Origin of the sequence: Enterococcus rotai (genome assembly GCF_001465345.1) — a bacterium.
Taxonomy (GTDB): Bacteria; Bacillota; Bacilli; order Lactobacillales; family Enterococcaceae; genus Enterococcus_L; species Enterococcus_L rotai.
This window is the reverse complement of record NZ_CP013655.1, coordinates 757,951-776,369: the sequence shown is the minus strand read 5'-3', so window position 1 is coordinate 776,369 and position 18,419 is coordinate 757,951. Positions and strand designations below refer to the sequence as shown.

At 36.1% G+C, this 18,419-nt stretch carries 16 protein-coding genes, 2 tRNA genes and 1 pseudogene; 14 read left to right on the top strand and 5 right to left on the bottom strand.

What is annotated here, in order from left to right; translation table 11 throughout:
• Positions 1 to 55: 55 nt before the first annotated feature.
• Positions 56 to 202, top strand: a pseudogene (locus ATZ35_RS16755) (IS110 family transposase); the annotation flags it as partial.
• A gap of 119 nt (positions 203 to 321) precedes the next feature.
• Positions 322 to 1,029: a GntR family transcriptional regulator gene (locus ATZ35_RS03740; RefSeq protein ID WP_208929553.1), complete on the top strand. Its 708-nt coding sequence runs from the start codon at positions 322 to 324 to the stop codon at positions 1,027 to 1,029.
• A 74-nt stretch (positions 1,030 to 1,103) separates the two neighbouring features.
• On the opposite strand, the gene ATZ35_RS03735 is transcribed toward ATZ35_RS03740, so the two are convergent.
• Complete coding sequence (locus ATZ35_RS03735) at positions 1,104 to 2,303, bottom strand: enolase C-terminal domain-like protein (protein WP_208929552.1); 1,200 nt, start codon at positions 2,301 to 2,303, stop codon at positions 1,104 to 1,106.
• A 303-nt stretch (positions 2,304 to 2,606) separates the two neighbouring features.
• Here ATZ35_RS03735 and ATZ35_RS03730 point away from each other — a divergent pair, with 303 nt between their 5' ends.
• Genes ATZ35_RS03730 through ATZ35_RS03720 form a run of 3 tightly spaced genes read left to right on the top strand, consistent with a single transcriptional unit; the run spans position 2,607 to position 6,103 of the window.
• Positions 2,607 to 4,433, top strand: coding sequence for a glucose PTS transporter subunit IIA (locus ATZ35_RS03730; RefSeq protein WP_208929551.1), 1,827 nt, complete (start codon positions 2,607 to 2,609; stop codon positions 4,431 to 4,433).
• Positions 4,434 to 4,455: 22 nt separating this feature from the next.
• The gene (locus tag ATZ35_RS03725; RefSeq protein ID WP_208930416.1) at positions 4,456 to 5,109 is read left to right on the top strand and encodes a bifunctional 4-hydroxy-2-oxoglutarate aldolase/2-dehydro-3-deoxy-phosphogluconate aldolase; all 654 of its coding nucleotides are present in this window, start codon (positions 4,456 to 4,458) and stop codon (positions 5,107 to 5,109) included.
• Entirely contained in the window at positions 5,102 to 6,103 is a 1,002-nt protein-coding gene (locus ATZ35_RS03720) for a sugar kinase (RefSeq protein WP_208929550.1), read from the top strand. The genes ATZ35_RS03725 and ATZ35_RS03720 overlap by 8 nt, the downstream gene beginning before the upstream one ends.
• 95 nt (positions 6,104 to 6,198) lie before the next feature.
• Here ATZ35_RS03720 and ATZ35_RS03715 read toward each other — a convergent pair whose 3' ends face one another.
• Together ATZ35_RS03715 and ATZ35_RS03710 are read right to left on the bottom strand one after the other, a co-directional pair.
• Positions 6,199 to 6,807, bottom strand: a complete 609-nt coding sequence (locus tag ATZ35_RS03715) for a hypothetical protein (RefSeq protein WP_208929549.1) — start codon at positions 6,805 to 6,807, stop codon at positions 6,199 to 6,201.
• A 94-nt stretch (positions 6,808 to 6,901) separates the two neighbouring features.
• A complete protein-coding gene (locus ATZ35_RS03710) occupies positions 6,902 to 7,225 on the bottom strand; it encodes a winged helix-turn-helix transcriptional regulator (protein ID WP_208929548.1) in 324 nt (107 codons plus the stop codon).
• A gap of 355 nt (positions 7,226 to 7,580) precedes the next feature.
• On the opposite strand from ATZ35_RS03710, the gene ATZ35_RS03705 reads away from it, so the two are divergent.
• From ATZ35_RS03705 to ATZ35_RS03695, 3 genes are all read left to right on the top strand, one after another.
• Entirely contained in the window at positions 7,581 to 8,849 is a 1,269-nt protein-coding gene (locus ATZ35_RS03705; protein ID WP_208929547.1) for a RidA family protein, read from the top strand.
• Positions 8,850 to 8,952: 103 nt separating this feature from the next.
• Entirely contained in the window at positions 8,953 to 9,276 is a 324-nt protein-coding gene (locus ATZ35_RS03700; protein ID WP_208929546.1) for a hypothetical protein, read from the top strand.
• 98 nt (positions 9,277 to 9,374) lie between these two features.
• Positions 9,375 to 10,883 carry a DUF1846 domain-containing protein gene (locus ATZ35_RS03695; RefSeq protein WP_208929545.1) on the top strand — a complete coding sequence of 503 codons (1,509 nt, stop codon included), beginning with the start codon at positions 9,375 to 9,377 and terminating at the stop codon, positions 10,881 to 10,883.
• A gap of 226 nt (positions 10,884 to 11,109) precedes the next feature.
• On the opposite strand, the gene ATZ35_RS03690 is transcribed toward ATZ35_RS03695, so the two are convergent.
• Together ATZ35_RS03690 and ATZ35_RS03685 are read right to left on the bottom strand one after the other, a co-directional pair.
• Complete coding sequence (locus ATZ35_RS03690; RefSeq protein WP_208929544.1) at positions 11,110 to 11,832, bottom strand: LytR/AlgR family response regulator transcription factor; 723 nt, start codon at positions 11,830 to 11,832, stop codon at positions 11,110 to 11,112.
• 11 nt (positions 11,833 to 11,843) lie between these two features.
• Positions 11,844 to 13,136 (bottom strand): sensor histidine kinase, encoded by a 1,293-nt coding sequence (locus ATZ35_RS03685; protein ID WP_208929543.1) that lies wholly within the window; start codon positions 13,134 to 13,136, stop codon positions 11,844 to 11,846.
• 207 nt (positions 13,137 to 13,343) lie between these two features.
• On the opposite strand from ATZ35_RS03685, the gene ATZ35_RS03680 reads away from it, so the two are divergent.
• From ATZ35_RS03680 to ATZ35_RS03655, 6 genes are all read left to right on the top strand, one after another.
• Complete coding sequence (locus tag ATZ35_RS03680; protein WP_208929542.1) at positions 13,344 to 13,928, top strand: accessory gene regulator B family protein; 585 nt, start codon at positions 13,344 to 13,346, stop codon at positions 13,926 to 13,928.
• 19 nt (positions 13,929 to 13,947) lie between these two features.
• The gene (locus ATZ35_RS03675) at positions 13,948 to 14,058 is read left to right on the top strand and encodes a cyclic lactone autoinducer peptide (RefSeq protein ID WP_010766318.1); all 111 of its coding nucleotides are present in this window, start codon (positions 13,948 to 13,950) and stop codon (positions 14,056 to 14,058) included.
• Positions 14,059 to 14,061: 3 nt separating this feature from the next.
• Positions 14,062 to 14,132: transfer RNA gene (locus tag ATZ35_RS03670), tRNA-Cys, on the top strand.
• 71 nt (positions 14,133 to 14,203) lie between these two features.
• The gene (locus tag ATZ35_RS03665; protein WP_010766317.1) at positions 14,204 to 14,314 is read left to right on the top strand and encodes a cyclic lactone autoinducer peptide; all 111 of its coding nucleotides are present in this window, start codon (positions 14,204 to 14,206) and stop codon (positions 14,312 to 14,314) included.
• Positions 14,315 to 14,317: 3 nt separating this feature from the next.
• Positions 14,318 to 14,388, top strand: a tRNA-Cys gene (locus ATZ35_RS03660).
• A gap of 990 nt (positions 14,389 to 15,378) precedes the next feature.
• Positions 15,379 to 18,414 (top strand): lantibiotic dehydratase, encoded by a 3,036-nt coding sequence (locus ATZ35_RS03655; RefSeq protein WP_208929541.1) that lies wholly within the window; start codon positions 15,379 to 15,381, stop codon positions 18,412 to 18,414.
• The last annotated feature ends 5 nt before the right edge of the window (positions 18,415 to 18,419 follow it).

The following is an 18,419-nucleotide window of genomic DNA, read 5'->3' as shown; positions in this document are numbered from 1 at the left end:
AACGCTTTTCAGTTGAGTGGATTTCAATCCAAATCCTTATGAAGGCGGTATAATTATGTTCTACATTGGAATTGATATTGGGAAACGTTCCCATGTTGCTTCAATCATGAATGATGAAGGAAAGGTTGTTCTTAAAGGATTTTCTTTTCCGAATACCATTGAAGGTGGAGAAAAATTACTTGGAAAAATTCATGATTTTTCTTCTTTCTTAAATATGCTTTTCCCAAAAAACGTCTTTTATAAGAAACTCAATTTATCCATTAACTTCTTAAGAAAATAAAGGTATAGTTAAGAGAGAATAATCGAGCGAAGGAGAGACTCATGAAAAAACGGGAATTCATTGTTCAGGATTTGCTGAGTAAAATCTATCAAGAAGAATTTAAAGAGGGCAAGTTACCCAATCAAAGAAAGCTTGCAGAAATTTATGGTGTCTCACGTTTTACGATTCAACAAGCTGTAAAAAACTTGGAAGAAATCGGCATCGTCAGAGTGATTCAAGGCTCTGGAATTTTCGTTCATGAAAAATGGCGAAATAATCCGTTGATTTTTAATTCACTGACCAGAACACCCTATGATCGAATCGGATCAAAAATGATTGACTTGAAAAAAGCACCCGCTACTTTAGAAGAACAAAAGATTTTTCAAGTTAACGAACTGGAAGAGATTTGGACCTTTGAGCGGATACGGATCGTAAACTATAAAATTGAGCAGCTAGAGATTTCTAAGCTGCCAGTGTCGATGTTTCCTGACTTAAACCAGCAAGTAGTGGAGCATTCCATTCAGAATTATGTGGAAAGGAAAGGCTATCGTATTTCTCACTATATTACTAGCTATGATCCAATTACTATCTCGAAAGAGCAGTCTCAGCTATTGTTGTGTAAAAGAGGGACACCTGCAATGCAGATTACCAATCGTGCAATATTAGAAGATGGCCAAGTGTTTGAATACAGCAGTATTATTGCAATTGATTATTCGGTGACCTATATTCGACCATTCGATCGAGAAATCCATCGCTCTAGAATAGATTAAATAAAAAACGACTAATATTCTTTCGTTCAGCAAGCGATTTGCGGAACGAAGGAAGCTAGTCGTTTTTATCATAGTTATGGTGTAACGATCGTACCATCTGGGGTACGACTTTGTGTCCATTCATGCGGACGGTAAACAACAGGGTAGTCTTTTGCACGTTCTTCATCAAAAGTAACGCCAATCCCACTTTGCTCGATCGGATAAAAGAAGCCTTTTTCTGGTACTGGGATATTGCCAAAAAGTGTTTTTGTATTCTTTGGAATATCGATATTTTCTTGAATTGCGGCATTATGCAAGTGAATATTTAAATGTGTGTTTACTGCAAGACCAACAGGCGTAATATCCGAAGGGGTATGCCAAGCGATACGAATGCCCATTGCTTCACAGAAGTGTGCAAGTTTTAAGGCTGGCGTGATCCCACCAATTTGGGAAACATGAGCCCGCATAAAATCAATTTGTCGATTGCGAACGAGTTCTTTCCATTCCATAGGATTATTGAATAATTCACCAGTAGCAATCGGTGTTGCTGATTGATTACGCAATTGTGCTAACCATTCATTTTGATTAGGAGGTAAAATGTCCTCTAAAAAGAAAAGGTTATATTTTTCTGTGGCTTTTGCAAATTGAATGGCTTGATTTGGATGCAGACGTTCATGGACATCGTGAAGCATTTGAAAACGACTACCATATTTATTTTTAACACTTTCGAACATACGTAAGGTGGTTTGCATATAGTCTTCCTGATCAAAATAAGAACCAGCGATCGGTTGATTTGGTGTTTGCAGATTTTCAGGATTCCCACCATAAAAGCCTAATTGACACCGAATGTATCGGTAGCCCTCATCAATAAATTTGTCGATTTCACGAAATAAATCGTCTAAATTATCAGCTACTGCATGAGTATAAGCTGGTATGGCAGTCCGAGCCTTGCCGCCTAATAATTGATAGAGAGGCATATCCGCAAGCTTCCCTTTAATATCCCATAATGCCATGTCTACACCGGATATGGCATTATTAGTGATTGGACCATTGCGCCAGTAAGAATTTACATTCATCACTTGCCAAATATCCTCGATTTGATTGGCATCTCTTCCTATCAAAAGTGGTTTTAGATATTCATCAACTACTGTTTGTACAGCTAGAGGACGAAACTGAAAGGTTCCACAGCCAATACCAGAAACACCTTTGTCGGTCTCAACTTTGACCACGAGTAAATTATGTCGGTCTGGTTTAATCGCAAAACTTTTTATATCGGTAATGATTGTTGGTGTCATTTTTTTCACTCCAATTTCTATTGATACAGATTGATTCTACGTTTATTGAAACATGTTAATAGAGCAGTGTCAATTTGGTTTGAAAAAAATGGTTTAAACGATATAAAACCAGTCCAATTTTTGTTTAAATGATTGTGAAATGTTGATGTAAAGCTGTTCTTATTCATTTTTATAATAAAAGGACTGGTTTTACAAGGTGGGTTTTCCATGCTACTATGTTGGTGAAAACGGAAACAAGAATTCTTATTCTGCTAATTCAATTAAATGAGTAGAAGGACATATTCCGAACAGGGAGGATAAAAAATGAAGCACGAAGAAATAGCAAAGCAAATTATTGAAGATGTTGGCGGAGCAGGAAATATTAATAATGTTTGGCATTGTATGACGAGATTACGGTTTAATTTGAAAGACGAAAAGAAGGTGGATTATTCAGCACTTGAAAAACTTTCTAAGGTTGTGGGGACGAAGTATCAGAGTGACCAATTACAGGTTGTCATTGGAACAGACGTTGCAGAGTATTTTACACCGATTGCTAAAGAATTAGGCTTAGACGAAAACAATCAACAAGGGGAAACAGAGAAAAAAGGACTTGTTTCAGTCTTTATGGATACTGTTTCAGGTGTTTTTGGTCCCATCGTTCCAGCAATTGCTGGAGCAGGAATGATCAAAGGACTGATGGCAGGTTTAGTTGCACTGAATGTCATTTCGAACCAAACGGATACGTATTCGATCATTGACATGGTAGCCAGCGGAGTATTTACGTTTCTGCCATTTTTCGTAGCAGCATCGGCGGCACGAATTTTTAAAACGAATCAGTATCTAGCTATTGCAATAGCAGCGATTTTACAATTTCCAACAATGACCGCAGCTGTAGCAGAAGGTAAGCTTTCTGCATTTCAGTTGTTTGGTGTTGTGCCAGTTCCCGTCTTTAATTATGCGGGTACGGTTATTCCCATCATCTTTGCTGTGTTAGCGTTGAGCTACATTTACCGTTGGGTGGATAACGTATTACCACAAATATTACGGACCGTTTTCACCCCGACTATTTCATTGTTTGTTGCAGGATTACTGACGTTGACTGTGATTGGTCCAATTAGTATTCATTTAGGAAATCTTTTGGCAGCTGGTGTTGCTTGGCTATTCTCGATTTCACCCGTTTTAGCAGGAATCGTTGTGGGAGCGATCCGTCCGATTGCAATCTTTACAGGCTTGCATCATGCGATGACGCCGATTGCATTGCAAAACTTTGCCAATCAAGGCTATGACATGTTGATGCCTATGATGTTTATGGCGAATATGGCAATCACTGGAGCAACAGCGGCTATTTATACAAAAGTAAAAACCAAGGAAGAAAAATCTTTGGTATTGTCTTCAGCTGTCTCTGGACTTTTAGGTATCACAGAGCCTGCACTTTTCGGTATTTTGTCAAAATATAAAAAAGCCTTTATTGCTGCGACGATCGGTAGTTCTGTAGCGTCAGCTTTTATTAGTTTCTTCGGCGTTCGGATTTATGGGTATATCTTATCTAGTATTTTTAGTTTGCCAGCCTATATTGGTCAGTATTTCATTTTTGCGGTTTTAGGAATTCTAATTGCACTGATTCTTTCATTTACTATCTGTTATTTTATGGTACCAAAACAAGAAGAGGAAGACGAAGTATTCACGAATGAAGTAGATCTTCATGCGACGGCTAAAGGAAGTTATATTCCATTAGAAAATGTGCCTGATGAAGTGTTCTCAACAAAAATGATGGGGGATGGATTTGCCATTGATTCAGTTGATGGAACTGTTTTTTCCCCTGTTAGTGGCACGGTCACAACAATCTTCCCCTCAAAACATGCAATTGGAATCAAAACAGCGAACGGGATCGAAGTCCTTGTTCATATGGGAATTGATACGGTTGCTTTGGCTGGAAAAGGGTTTGAGCTTTTTGTAAAGGTTGGGGATAAAGTGTCCACAGATAGTAAAATTGCTCAAATGGATCTTGCTTATATTCGTAGTCAAGGGAAAGAAACGATGATTATTGTGGTGATTACGAATATGGATCGTATAGCAACATTATCAGGTTTAAAAGATTTAGAAGGTCAGCATCAAGCAGGAGCATTACTTGAACGAGCACACCTTAGCTAATGAAAAAGGACGGGATGATCAAATGAAACGAATGGATATTTTAAGACGCATAGAGAATGCTGGGGTAATTGCAGTAGTTCGCGGAAAGGACCAAGAAGAAGCGGTAAATGCCAGTCAAGCAATCATTGAGGGTGGACTAAAAGGAATCGAAGTGACGTTTACCGTACCGAATGCCCAAGTCGTAATTGAAGAGTTGCTGAAAGCTTATCAAGGGCAAGATGTCGTGATAGGGGCAGGAACAGTGTTGGATGCTATGACTGCCCGTTTGGCGATCATGGCAGGCGCTGAGTTTGTGGTCAGCCCAAGCTTTGATCAAGAAACAGCTGAACTATGTAATATGTATCAAATTCCTTATTTACCTGGATGTATGACGATCACAGAGATGCAAACAGCTTTAAAAAGTGGCGCAGATATCATTAAATTATTTCCGGGAAATAGTAGCGGTCCTAGTATGGTGTCCGCAGTTAAAGCCCCTTTGCCGCACATTAACTTAATGCCGACAGGTGGCGTTAGTTTAGAAAATATGGCTACTTGGTTTAAAGCCGGTGTTATAGCCGTTGGGGTTGGCGGCAATCTACTTGCTCCAGCAGCAGAAGGGAACTTTGCAAAAGTCACGGAAATTGCTAAACAGTACGCTGCAAAGTTGGCTGAAATCAGAGGCCTTGAAAATGGCTAGAGTTGTTTGTTTAGGTGAAATCATGATGCGCTTATCAACTAATCCGGGAACGCGACTGGATCGTACGAACCAGTTAGAGGTTTATTATGGGGGTGGTGAAGCGAATGTGGCCATCTCGCTGGCTAATTATGGTCATCAAGTCCAATTTGCCAGTAAGGTTCCAAACAATAGGTTGGGACAAGCGATTGCACAACACCTGCACAGTTATGGTGTGTTCACTAGTCATTTATTGGAAAACCAAGGACGTATCGGAACCTATTACGTGGAACAAGGAATTGGATTACAGGCTACAAATGTGATTTATGATCGGCAAGGTTCGGTGTTTGCTGATATGCAAGAGCTGGACTGGAATGTTTCGGAGTTGTTTGAAGGAGCAGACATTTTCCATATATCTGGCATTACACCAGCCTTATCGAAACAGTGGCAGGTATTTACGATCAAGCTAGTGAAAGCAGCTAAAAATCAAGGGTGTAAAGTTAGTTTTGATTGTAATTATCGGCAGAACCTTTGGAGTCAAAAAGAAGCGGGCGATTTTTTAGTAGAAATTTTGGCACATGTTGATTATTGTTCAGCAGGTAAATTAGATGCAATTCATTTGCTTGGAATTCCAGAAGAGTCAATAGACACAGATATCCGTCACTACTACCAAGAAATGAATGCAAGGTTTCCAACTATTAAAGCCTTTTATTCGACACATCGAACGGTCCATTCAACAAGCTGTAACGAGCTCCAAGGAACGTTATGGATAGAGGGACAGTATTATAGTTCAAAAAAATACAAGATCGATCCAATCGTTGACCGGATTGGTGGTGGTGATGCATACAGTGGTGGGATGATCCATGGATTGCTAGCACAAAAATCCCCCCAAGAAACAGTTGAGTTTGCCACAGCGGCCTCAGTTTTAAAGCATATGATTAAAGGAGATTGTAATCAATTTTGTGAAGCTGAAGTAATCAAATTTCTTAGCCAAGATTCAGCGAAGATCAATCGATGATTGTATACAATAAATATATGACGAAATAGACAGGCGAGCGGAACAAAACTAAAGATCAGTTTTGTTCCGCTCGCCCTCTTTCCTATTTCGCTTTTTCAATCTGTTGCGGTAATCTTCAAATCCTTGAAGAAGGCTTCTGTACCAATATCCACAAAGAAACCAATAGCGCCTCTAGCGTCAGCACCGTGTTTCATATTGTCTACCACTAAGACTGGTTCTTCATTATCATTTAAATAAAATGACCCTTTGGCACCATGAATGACTGCTTTTAAACTGATCCATTCATCAAGTCCAATATCAGCTGGTCCTTCAAAATCAGTAATACCAAGATTTCTAAAATAGTCAAAGGTATATTTAGGGTAAGAAAAATATTGAACACCACGATTTTTTCTGATTGGATCATCAATCCGCCCATTCGTTGGTCTAACATAAAAGGATTCAAATTGTGTGTCGTCTTCATTGATTCGAAAGGCAATACCAATAAAACCACGAGCAAAATCTGGGGCATCTGGTAATAGCCGACTCAACATTTTCACTTCGATTGTTCCATTGTGGAATGATGAGTCGATAAGTTTAGCATAAGTATTTTCGTCAAATTCCATTAATTTCTCTTTTTTTACCACTCTTAAAACAGGCTCACCATTTAAAGTAGTGTACTCACTCGAGATATTGACTGCCTCGACGGGCGTTGTTTCAAAGTTCATGTTGATTTCCTCCTCAATAGCTGTTTATCATTCTAATGAAAGTATAAATAACTTTTGGGAAAATGTTAAGTAGGCACAAATTTGTAACTATCAATCAACGTTGTTGTTTATAAAATTGCCCCCATTGTCTCATGGACTCAATCACAGGGAGTAACGTTTCTCCGAGCGGTGTTAATTGATATTCAACATGAGGCGGAACGGTTTGGAAGTCTATTCGCTCCACAATGCCGTCTACTATCATAGAATTAAGACTTTCCGTCAATACTTTTTGAGATATGCCTGCTAATGAGCGTTTTAGTTCAGAATTTCGTTTTGGTCCTGTTATCAAGTCTCGTATAATCAATGTTTTCCATTTGCTGCCGATCAATTGAACGGTAGTTGCCACGTCACAAAGCGGCATTTCTTCTTTTTTTATCATGTATCAGTTACTCCTAACATTGAGAATGAGCCAGCTCTTTGAAGGCTCTTATCTAGCAAAATTGTGACATGTTTACAGCTGAAAATCAACTAGGAATGTAAAAAATTGCCTATGTTCGTTTTATGAACTTTAAAATAGGTTATTGAAATGTTAGCGCTATTATTGTAGACTGAAATAAGTGATATAATTTTTGTCAATTTGTCATGATCTCCATATTAACAGCAGGATAGTAAAAAAATGATGGACGCATAAAAGAACAGTTTTTAATAGAGCACCACGTTGGAAGCGTTAACATTTTTGCGTAGTTGATTATTTGTTTATTTGAATGTATGAAAAAGAAAAGAGGAATAGAACTATGAGCAATGATAACGCAGTATTAGCAAGAAACACCGAACACGCACCACAAAATCTACAATCGTCACAAACCGTCGCTTTTTCTCATTACAATAACGTTTCAGCCCAGTTGCCAATCGATCCTGTAACTGGACAACTAATTACCGGTGGTATCAAAGAACAAGCAGAGCAATGTTTTAAAAATATCAAAGCAATTCTAGAGAGCATCGATCATGTCATGAGTGATATTGTGAGAATCACTCTCTTTGTTAAAGATATCAAAGACCTGGATGCAGTTGATGACGTATACGCATCATTTTTCGCAAGCTATCATCCTTCAAGAACGGTGGTTGCAGTCGATGCCTTACCGATGGATGCTTTAGTACAGGTTGAAGCCCTAGTTTCAAATGGTGAAGGTACGATTCCTAACGCACCACAAGCAGGTGATCTAATCAAACTTACAAATAATACACTAAATGCGCCAAGTGACTCACTTTCAACGCAAACTGTTTCATTTTCTCACTACAATAATCTTTCAGCGCAATTACCGATCGATCCTAAAACAGGTAGAGTAGTAGCTGGCTGTGTGAAAAGACAAACAAGTCAATGTTTACAAAATATCAAAGCAATTTTAGAAAGTATTGATGTGCCATTTGATGATATCGTGAAAATGACTATTTTTCTGAAAGATCTTTCTAAAATCGAAGCTGTAAACAAAGTTTATCGCACATTTTTCCCTGATTCGGCGATTGCTCGAGCAGTAGGATATGTTCCTGCGCGGACAATTGTAGAGGTAGCAGATTTACCGATGGGTGCTGCAGTCCAAATCGAAGCAGTCGTTTCACATGGAGATGGTACACCGCCACAAGCAATTGAAGATCGTCATGGCTTGATCATCGAAGCGAATAATACGGAAAAAGCACCAAAATGCCCATTCTCAACGCAAACTGTTGCTTTTTCACATTACAATAATATTTCTGCGCAATTACCGATTGATCCAAAAACGAATACCATCGTTACAGGTGGCATAAAAGAGCAAACTGAGCAGTGCTTAGCCAATATCAAAGCAATCATCGAAAGTGTGGATCATGTATTAGCTGATGTAGTGAAAGTGAATATATTTGTGAAAAATATTGCAGATATGGCTGTCGTAGATGAAGTTTATGGATCATTTTTCCCAGGTGGCTTACCGGCTAGAAGAGTAGTGGGCGTAGGGACATTGCCGAAAGACGCGTTGATTCAAATGGATGCGATAGTTGGAAATGCGGAAGGAACTCCGCCAATTGTATAGTATGGAATGAAGTATATAAAATAAACCTTTGTCACCTTTGCTGTTGGAGGAACATAGGTTTATTTTGCTGTATAATAATGTATGTAGTTAAAGGAGGTTCAAGATGGACAGTCTATTTTCTTCAAAGGACCAAGTCTTACTATTTTTAATTGTATTTAGTTTGGTAGTTCTGTTGTTTGGGATACTTATTGAGAAGTCAAATGGGTTATTTTTAGCAAGAAATCCGCTAGATACGATGAGGTATGAAAGCTCTCCAGAAAATAAGACAGAGAGACACGCAGGTAAGTTATTTGTTAAGTGGGTTTATTATGGAGTCAGCGTGGTGATTCCAGTTTGTTTGTTTTTGTATAGTGGTGTTGGATCTAAGATATTGGCCATCTTGTTTATATCGGGAACTTTTACATATCGAAAGTATCTAACAAGATAAGGGGCTTTTTTTTTAAATTAAAATGAAGTTCCTTATCGTAATCATCCGTAAATAAGTTTATAATAGATGGCAGTATACAAATATCGGAGGGTTCTTACGTGAAAAAACGAGGTTTTGATCCACAAAAGTACATCGAAGAGCAATCAAAATATATCCTTGAAAGAGTTGACCATTATGACAAGCTCTACTTGGAATTTGGTGGGAAATTGATTGGCGATATGCATGCGAAACGTGTTCTGCCAGGATTTGATGCGGACGCTAAAATTAAACTTTTACAAAAATTAAAAGATCAAGCGGAGATTTTGATTTGTGTTTATGCAGGGGATATTGAGCGTAATAAAATTCGTGGCGATTATGGAATCACCTACGATATGGATATTTTGCGCCAAATCGATGAATTAAGAGAGTATGGCTTAGCAGTCAACAGTGTGGTGATTACCCGCTACAGTGGACAACCTTCTACAAAAATGTTTATCAACAAACTGGAAAGAAGAGATATCAAAGTCTATAAACATGCGGCGATCGAAGATTATCCATCCAACCTTGAAAAAATTGTCAGCGAAGAAGGCTTTGGGAAAAATGACTATATTCCAACGACAAAACCAATCGTAGTCGTGACAGCACCTGGTCCAGGTAGTGGGAAATTGGCAACTTGTTTAAATCAACTGTACCATGAGAGCCGTAACGGCAAGACTGCTGGTTATTCAAAATTTGAAACCTTCCCAGTTTGGAATGTTCCCTTGAAGCATCCTTTAAATATTGCCTATGAAGCAGCGACTGTTGATTTGAAAGATGTGAATATGATCGATTCATTTCATTTTGATAAGTACCAAAAAGTTGCTGTTAATTACAATCGTGATGTTGAGACATTCCCAGTAATCAAACGAATCATTGAAAAAATTACCGGAGAAGAATCCGTTTATCAATCCCCAACAGATATGGGTGTGAACCGTGTTGGTTTTGGGATCATCGATGATGATGTGGTGAAAGAAGCCTCTAAACAAGAAATCATCCGTCGCTGTTTTGCTACAGAATGTGACTTTAAAAAAGGCTTGATCGATGAAGAGACTGTCAATCGCATTAAGCTGATCATGGAAGAAGTCGAGCTGAAAAAAGAAGACCGCAAAGCGGTACTTCCTGCTAGAGAATATTCAGAGCAATTAAGAGAGCAAACCCAAAGTAATGATACGCCTGCTGTTATTGCGTTTGAGTTACAAGATGGTCGAATTGTAACAGGAAGAACCAGTAGCTTGATGGATTCATGTTCATCTGCTATTTTGAATTCTATTAAAACATTAGCTAATATTTCAGATGAAATTTTATTATTATCTCCAGTGATTCTTGAAACCATTCAAACGATGAAGCGAAAAGATCTTCACAGTAAAATTACGGCTTTAAAAGCCAACGAAATCTTGATTGCGCTAGCGATCAGTGCTGTTACGAACCCGACAGCACAATTGGCGTATGATAAATTATCTGAATTGAATGGTGTCCAAGCGCATTCTACGGTGATGTTGAGTAAGAATGATGAGCAAACGTTAAGAGAATTAGGTTTGGATATTACGAGTGATGCGGTTTATCCGTCGGAGAATTTGTATTATATTTAAGCTGGTTGAGTGACAAGTAAAAAGATTTTTAAAGTTGATAGCTAACTTTAAAAATCTTTTTTTGATTCACTTGACAGAGGCATACTCAAAGAACTGCCTAAAATGACATTCGTTTTGTTCAAACGATACGGACTATAAACCATTGAAACGGTAATTGAGAGAAGCTTTTTCAAAGTATGTTTTACTAGTTTTTCATTTAGTATTATTTGAATAGTAAATGAAAAACTTAGAGTAAGCCCTTCATAAATCTGGTTGAAATAAAACAGGTTTCACCGTTGCTTAATTCAATTTCTCTGTTTTTTTTGTCTATATGTTTTATATTTTTTTTATTTACTACAAATGATTTATGACAACGATAAAAATTTCCAGCTATTTGTGGGATATCTTTGATGGACCCGTAGTATTCTAGTTGAGAATCATCTAAATGAACGACCAGTTTATGTGGAACTGGTGAAGTTTCAAAAAACATTATATCGTCGTAATCCAACACATGGAGTTTATCACCTACTTTGATTTTTAGGATATTTTTTTTCTCTTGGTTATCATTTTTGTATCTTTTAAATGCGGTGTGCACACATTCTTGTACTCTGCTTCGAATATTTTCGGGATTATCTTTAATAATGTAATCCATAGCCTCTACTTTATAAGTAAAAGTAAGATAGGATAATTCAGCGTGGGTTGTAACAAAAACAATTTTTCCAAAATCATCAATTTCTCGTAATTCAGAAGCCAATGCAATTCCTGACATCTCTTGACCTAAATCAACATCTAAAAAATATAAACCAGTTTCTTTAGGATTTGCTTTGACATAATCTAGTACTTCCATAGGGCTATCTGTTGAAAGAACTAATTCCATATCATATTCTTCGATCATAATGGTTTTCTTTACGTAATCCTCGATATTTTGACGTTGTTCTCTTTCATCTTCGCAAATAAATACTGATAGCATACTAATTCTCCTTAATCGTTTAGAATTGTGATGGTTTGGCTAAAGCTGGTGTTTTCTATTTTTGTTATTAATGTACTGTTTGAAGAGGAGTTTATTAGCTCTTGTAGATTACTTAAACCAAGTCCTCTATCTGGTCCTTTTGTAGAATAGCCTTCTTTTTTTAAGACGTGAAGCTTAGGTAAATCATCCAAACATGTATTTTCAACAACGATATGTATCGAATTTTTATTTTTTATAAAAGCAATAGAGAGTCTTTTATTTTCTATTGTCTCAGTAGCTTCAATAGCATTATCAAGAATTATTCCAAGGGCTCTAATTAACGTAACGCTAGAAATATTAATAAAATCTATAGGTTCAGTCACTTCAATAACAACCTTGATATTTTTTTCTTGTGCTACGGAGGCCTTAGCAGCAATTAGACTTTTAATATCTTCTAACTTCATTTTAGACAAATCCTTTAAAACAAAATTATTCTGTTGAATTTGTTTGCCTGTAGGTTTGATATTTTCAAAAAAATAATTCTCTAAGTTCGTATAATCTTTTTTTAAAATATATCCTTCTAATGAAGTGAGAATATTCTGATAATCATGTCTGAACTTTCTAATTTCAGAATACTGTTGCTCCAGATTATTCGTGTACGTTCTCATCATTTCAAACTCTAATTTTTGTTGTTCTGTTTCATAAGTTCGTCTGATCGACTGTATGTATGAAGCAATGGTGATACCTGAAACAAGTAAGATGATTGCAAAAAATAATAAATTAAGCTCAACGATGTTTTTTTGATTACCAGAGACTAACTCGAAAACGACATTCAAATAAAATACAAACCAAATCGATACTGTGGCGAGCGTGAATGGTTTCCGTCCTTTTTTTGAGGTTAAGAATTGCGCATTACTTTCAAAAAATTTTCTTGTGAGGACGATTATTCCTAAAGCGAAAATAAAGGAAAGTAATAAGTAAAACATGATATCGCTAGTCATTGATTCTAAGATATGGATTTGGAACATCAGCGATAATATAAATGTTGCGATATGATCAGCAAGAATATTGACAATCATTACAATGGAAACAGTTGATAACGCATACATCCATTCTTTATTTCTAGTATATACGATACAAAATAGTAGGAGTATATTCGTTAATAAAGCAATATTTCCTAGATACTGCATAACAAATACATTGTTTAACACTAATAATAGAAAAAATAGACTTTCTATCAGAGTTAAACCTTTAGTTTTTGTGAAAATCTTTAGCGTAATAAAAAAGATGATAGCTTGTAAAAGCAAAGTCAACGAATAGATCATAACCAAAGCGCCTCCTAATAATGCTATTATAGCATTTCTTTTGATTTTGGGCACCACTTTATAACGAATTATAACCGAATTGCGTGATTTAGCTAACTTGTTTTTTGAGATAGAAGCTGTTGCGGTTTTGATAAAAAAATACTCTGTTAGGATAAAAGATTCTAAAGTTGCTTATAGCGACTATACTAATGGTGTGAGGTGAATGAAATGGAACGAATTGAAAGAAAAAATCTTGTGGAAGAATTGTCAGTTGTTTTATTGAGGAAGCTAAAGATTGATAAAACAGATACTATCTACTATCTAAAATGTAAACTAGGACTGGAGTTCTTTTTAGTTAATTTTTATAAACTAGTAATAATTTATATAGTAGCGTGGATTTTAAACATTATTTTCCCAGTATTTGTTTTCCATTTTTTCTTTTTATTTATACGCGGTAACGCTCAAGGAGCACATGCTAGTTCTGATTTTAAATGCGCTATTCTCTCTTTGGTGCTACTAGTTGGCGTCCCTTGGCTGAATTCAATAGGTTTTTTGTTTTCAGAAAAATTGTTGTTTGTTCTCTTTTTGTTAGGTTTTATCATCACATATCTATATGCTCCATCAGATTCAAAGAAGAATCCAATTTATAATAAAACCAAAAGAAAGAAGTTAAGAAAAAAAGCATTGATAGCACAAGGTGTAGTAACCTTAAACTTCATAATACCGTTAACATTACTTTCAATGAATTTAATTGTTTTAGGCGCGTTCACAGCATCTGTCTTGTTGCTACCTAAGTTACATGAGGCACTTTAAATTAAAGGAGGACTAAAAAATGATTGGACAATTGTTAGAAAGATTAGGTACCTTGAACATAGAATATTTTTGTATTGGGTTGTGCTATGAGCCAAAGATCCCAAAAGAATTAATGGACGTAGAAGAATAAAATGGTGATATAGCCAAGAGGAAAGGCACAGGTCTGCAAAACCTTGATCACCGGTTCAAATCCGGTTATCACCTTTAAGTTGATAGTAGAAAACAAATTGCTGCTACTTTCAAAATATAAATGACAATTAATAGGAGGAGTAAAAATGATTGGACAAGTATTGGTAAAGTTAGGAATGTTGAATATGGAGAACTTTTGTATTGGGTTGTGTTATGAACCAAAAATCCCAAAAGAATTGATGGACTTAAAAGAATAAAATGGTGATATAGCCAAGAGGAAAGGCGCAGGTCTGCAAAACCTTGATCACCGGTTCAAATCCGGTTATCACCTTGATAAAGCATGGGAAATACCATGCTTTTTTTCTATCTAAATACAGGCAATTAAGAGGGGGAAAGAAGTGTTTAGCACAGTCCTTCAATTCTTGGTACCTTTGATACATAGAGATTGATGAGATCGAAATAACGTGAAGTAGGTACTTTGTAACATCAATTCGTTGCTTCTGCATCTACGGTTCTCGTTTCACTCCGATCCTCGAAGCATGGAGGACCTTTTGCTCCCTGCATTTATCTGGATTCCTTAAGGGTGTGGTGTGACTCTACGAGTCATACCACACCCTTTTTTGTGTAGATTTTGGACCAGCCTTCTGCGGTTAAAACAACGTCGTAAATGAAGAGCTACTAGCAGGCGAGTCTGTAAAGTGAAGGGAATTCATTTCTATAGATAATAGTTTAATGAAATGCCCACTTAACGATTTTGATATCACAACTGTATAAGCCTAGTTACAAAAAAAGCAGTTCTGATAATAATTATCTGTCTTCAGAGTAAACAAAGCATTGTTGCTATGAGGAGATATACTGTATATGTAGCAAGGATAGTAACGCTCACAAGGAAGAAAAATCATTCTGATATAAAAATCAGCATTGATCTCTTTAATAGTATAACCGTCACGGTTTTGACATCATCACTGCAAAAAAGTAATCGTTAAAAATACAGTTTTGATCAAAGAGGAGCATCTCCAGAGTGAAGCAGTATTGTTTATAAAAATGACCGTATACTTAATATGTAGCAAGGAGGTAATGAGTTGAAAAATCAAGAACAGACTATTGATCATGAAAGAAAACGCGTGTTTATCTACGGGACGGATAGATTGCAGAATAGTTAATATTAAAAAAGAGTTCCTAGCGCTAAATTCAGTAGAAAAAGGTAAAAGTACTTTTTCTGTTGTTTTACATTATATGAAAATAAGATTATCCAATAGGGTTTATATTCCGATTGGACATCAAGAAAAGAACAATTAGTAAAATAAGGAGGAATGAAAGTATGAAAAAACTTTATGAAGTAAACGAGGAAGTAATGGTTAGATTACCTACCGTTTCTGAAAAAGAAAAGAATACAGATGTTAAAGAGTTGTTTAACGATCCAGTATTTAGAGAACAGGTCTTGATTTCTAGCAAATCGATTTATGATCAAGCGACGGAGTATTTAGTCAATGGGAAAACACTATCGAATAAGAAAAAAAGGAATTTAGAGCAGTCGTTATTGAAGTATGCTTTGAGAAGAAATACAAGAACAACTCCATTTGGTCTCTATTCAGCAGTCGGTATAGCAAAAACTTCAACAAATAAAGAAAACTTTGCATTTGATGAAAAGAACTTTGAACACGTTGCTAGAGCTGATTTAAGTTGGATCTTCAATGTAATCAAAAAAGAAGAGTTAAATGGATATCAACATTTGGAATTTAAAATCAACCCAGCTGTTTACACAAAAGGAAATCGTGCCTACGTGCTATACAATACTGAAACAGCAAGTTCTACTGAGAGTATTCAGCTATCAATGCCATTTAAGTTGTTGATGGATCAAGGTCAAAATCTAGTAGCATTTGAAAATTTATTAGCTACGCTTAGACAAGCGTATCCTAAGCAAAATGAAGATAAGTTGAGTTCTTTCTTATATAAATTGATAAAAAACGAATTTCTGATTTCGAATTTAAGGCCGCCGATGACTGTGAGTAATCAGTTGGAGTACTTAATCACTGAGTTGAATAAAAATGCGTATTTTTCTGAACGAGCTATTCAACTGCAAAAAGTTGATGATCAAATTAAACAATACAACAAGATGAAACTTGGAACAGGAGAACAAACCTATTTAACGTTGTATAAAGAAATGAACACTCTTTATCGAAGTACATCACCTCTTCAAGTTGATAGTCTTTTAAACAATGATTCGATTTCTATTCCTCAAAACTTAGTTGAGGAAATAAACGAGGCAGTTAGCTTTTTAACATTGTTAGCATCAGAAAATAATCCAGCTTTTGCGCACATACAACTGTATCAAGATGAGTTTTTAGACAAGTATGGATTTAGTCAAGAAGTTCCGCTAACGGATTTATTTGATACGGGTAATGGATTGGGAGCACCATTTTCCTATGATAAGCCTGAAAATGATTTTATTTCCAGAGCGCCTGTGATACCTGATTATAATTTACGCTTGAGAAACTATTTTCTTTCGAAGATAAATGTGGCAGAGAAAAAAGGGGCTGCGATTGATCTTAGAGAAAAGGATGTCAAAAAATTACTAGGCGATTCCCAGTTTGAAGACACTAAATTATTAAAGTCCTTAGAAGCATTCTTTCTATTGAAAAAATCAGGAGAAAAATATCTAGCATATCTCAGCCCAGGGGGAGGATCTCAAGGCGCTGGCAAAACGTTTGGAAGATTTGGTCATTTAAGTAACCATTTTGGGGAAACAATTAAAACGATTCAAGATAAAGAAACAACTAAAAGAAATAAGTATGTGAAAACATGTGAAATCAGCTATGTTCCTAGTAATATTCGCAATGGTAATGTTTCAATAAATCCTCATTTTAAAGAATATGAACTCTCTTTATTTACAAATAATTCTTTGGAAGTGAGTCGAGAGATAACGATTAAAGATATTTTGATTGGTATTGATAACTACGGTTTTTATGCTAGAAATAGAAAAAACGGAGATCTACTTGAATTTCAGGCAACGAATATGCTGAACGCAGGTATTTCACATAATATGTTGCGTTTTTTACATGAGATTTCGATATACAGGAAACGTTCGTGGAGTGAATTCCCTTGGCATAGGATCTATTCTGATTTCGATCATATACCTGAATTAAGATATAAAAGTATCGTTTTGTCGCCAGAAAGATGGTTCATTTCTACAGAGAGTCTTATGCCTGAAATGATTAATGATTTTGAGTTATTTAAAAAGAAATTCAGTGAATACAAAGAGGCATTTGCGCTTCCAAACAGGTTCTATTTAACTGACTATGATAATCGTATTCCAATCCATTTTAGCAATGATTCTGAACTAGAGATTTTATTTGCAGAGTACAAAAAAAATTCTAAGGCACAAATGCGGATACAACTGCAAGCCTGCGAAGAAGGAGAGAATGTGTTTGTTGACCAAAACGACGAGAGTTATACTGCTGAGATTGTAGTGCCAATGTTTTCTGTTGAAAAAGAGACGGATGAAACTATTTTACCGAAATCAATTGTAACGAGCGATTTTGAAACAAGCACAAAACTTCCTTATGATGACTGGCTCTATTTTAAACTTTATACGACAAGAAAGAAGGAGTTGGATTTAATTACACTTTGTATTAAAGAGTTTTGCTCGAAACTTGAAGAAGAAACAGGAATTCACTATTTCTTTATGAGATATATAGACACACATCCGCATATTCGCTTGCGCTTCAATGCATCAGAAGAGAAACTTCAAAAGTATACAACTCGAATCTTTGACTGGTTAAAAACGTTGTTGTCGCAGGAGATGATCGCTAGGTATACGATCGATTCCTATGAACGAGAAGTAGAACGTTATGGTGGGAAAGAATTGATTTCGTTAGCTGAAAAGGTATTTATGGCGGATAGCAAGGTTGTTGAAAATATTTTATATAGTAACAGGTTGGGAACACTGGATATTCCGTTTGAATTATCAGGAGTATTAACGGTTGTTGACTTTATTGACCAATTGAGTTTGGAAGATTCTGAAATCAAAGCTCTTGTGCATACGTATGAGAAACGTCAAGATAGCAGTTTGTATTTCCGTGAGAATAAAAAGGAAATACTAGATGAATTTAGACGTACGGATAGCCAAATGAAGAAATGGGCGACTTTAAGGAAAGAATCAGTAGAAGATTATTTGGAAGTATACAAACGTATGGACTTTTCTTTAGAAGAAAAGATAAATATTTTTTCTAGTTTCATTCATCTGCATTGTAATCGATTATTTGGTGTTGATCAAAATCAAGAGGCGTTTGTGATGGCTGTTGTAGGTCAAGTGTTTAATTACTTGATCCACACCAGAACAAGGGAGGCAGCTTAATCATG

Bases quoted from the DNA above. Each gene is read 5' to 3' on its own strand.
- ATZ35_RS03740 (WP_208929553.1), top strand. From the start codon at position 322: ATGAAAAAACGGGAATTCATTGTTCAGGATTTGCTGAGTAAAATCTAT.
- ATZ35_RS03735 (WP_208929552.1), bottom strand. From the start codon at position 2,303: ATGACACCAACAATCATTACCGATATAAAAAGTTTTGCGATTAAACCA.
- ATZ35_RS03730 (WP_208929551.1), top strand. From the start codon at position 2,607: ATGAAGCACGAAGAAATAGCAAAGCAAATTATTGAAGATGTTGGCGGA.
- ATZ35_RS03725 (WP_208930416.1), top strand. From the start codon at position 4,456: ATGAAACGAATGGATATTTTAAGACGCATAGAGAATGCTGGGGTAATT.
- ATZ35_RS03720 (WP_208929550.1), top strand. From the start codon at position 5,102: ATGGCTAGAGTTGTTTGTTTAGGTGAAATCATGATGCGCTTATCAACT.
- ATZ35_RS03715 (WP_208929549.1), bottom strand. From the start codon at position 6,807: ATGAACTTTGAAACAACGCCCGTCGAGGCAGTCAATATCTCGAGTGAG.
- ATZ35_RS03710 (WP_208929548.1), bottom strand. From the start codon at position 7,225: ATGATAAAAAAAGAAGAAATGCCGCTTTGTGACGTGGCAACTACCGTT.
- ATZ35_RS03705 (WP_208929547.1), top strand. From the start codon at position 7,581: ATGAGCAATGATAACGCAGTATTAGCAAGAAACACCGAACACGCACCA.
- ATZ35_RS03700 (WP_208929546.1), top strand. From the start codon at position 8,953: ATGGACAGTCTATTTTCTTCAAAGGACCAAGTCTTACTATTTTTAATT.
- ATZ35_RS03690 (WP_208929544.1), bottom strand. From the start codon at position 11,832: ATGCTATCAGTATTTATTTGCGAAGATGAAAGAGAACAACGTCAAAAT.
- ATZ35_RS03685 (WP_208929543.1), bottom strand. From the start codon at position 13,136: ATGATCTATTCGTTGACTTTGCTTTTACAAGCTATCATCTTTTTTATT.
- ATZ35_RS03680 (WP_208929542.1), top strand. From the start codon at position 13,344: ATGGAACGAATTGAAAGAAAAAATCTTGTGGAAGAATTGTCAGTTGTT.
- ATZ35_RS03675 (WP_010766318.1), top strand. From the start codon at position 13,948: ATGATTGGACAATTGTTAGAAAGATTAGGTACCTTGAACATAGAATAT.
- ATZ35_RS03665 (WP_010766317.1), top strand. From the start codon at position 14,204: ATGATTGGACAAGTATTGGTAAAGTTAGGAATGTTGAATATGGAGAAC.
- ATZ35_RS03655 (WP_208929541.1), top strand. From the start codon at position 15,379: ATGAAAAAACTTTATGAAGTAAACGAGGAAGTAATGGTTAGATTACCT.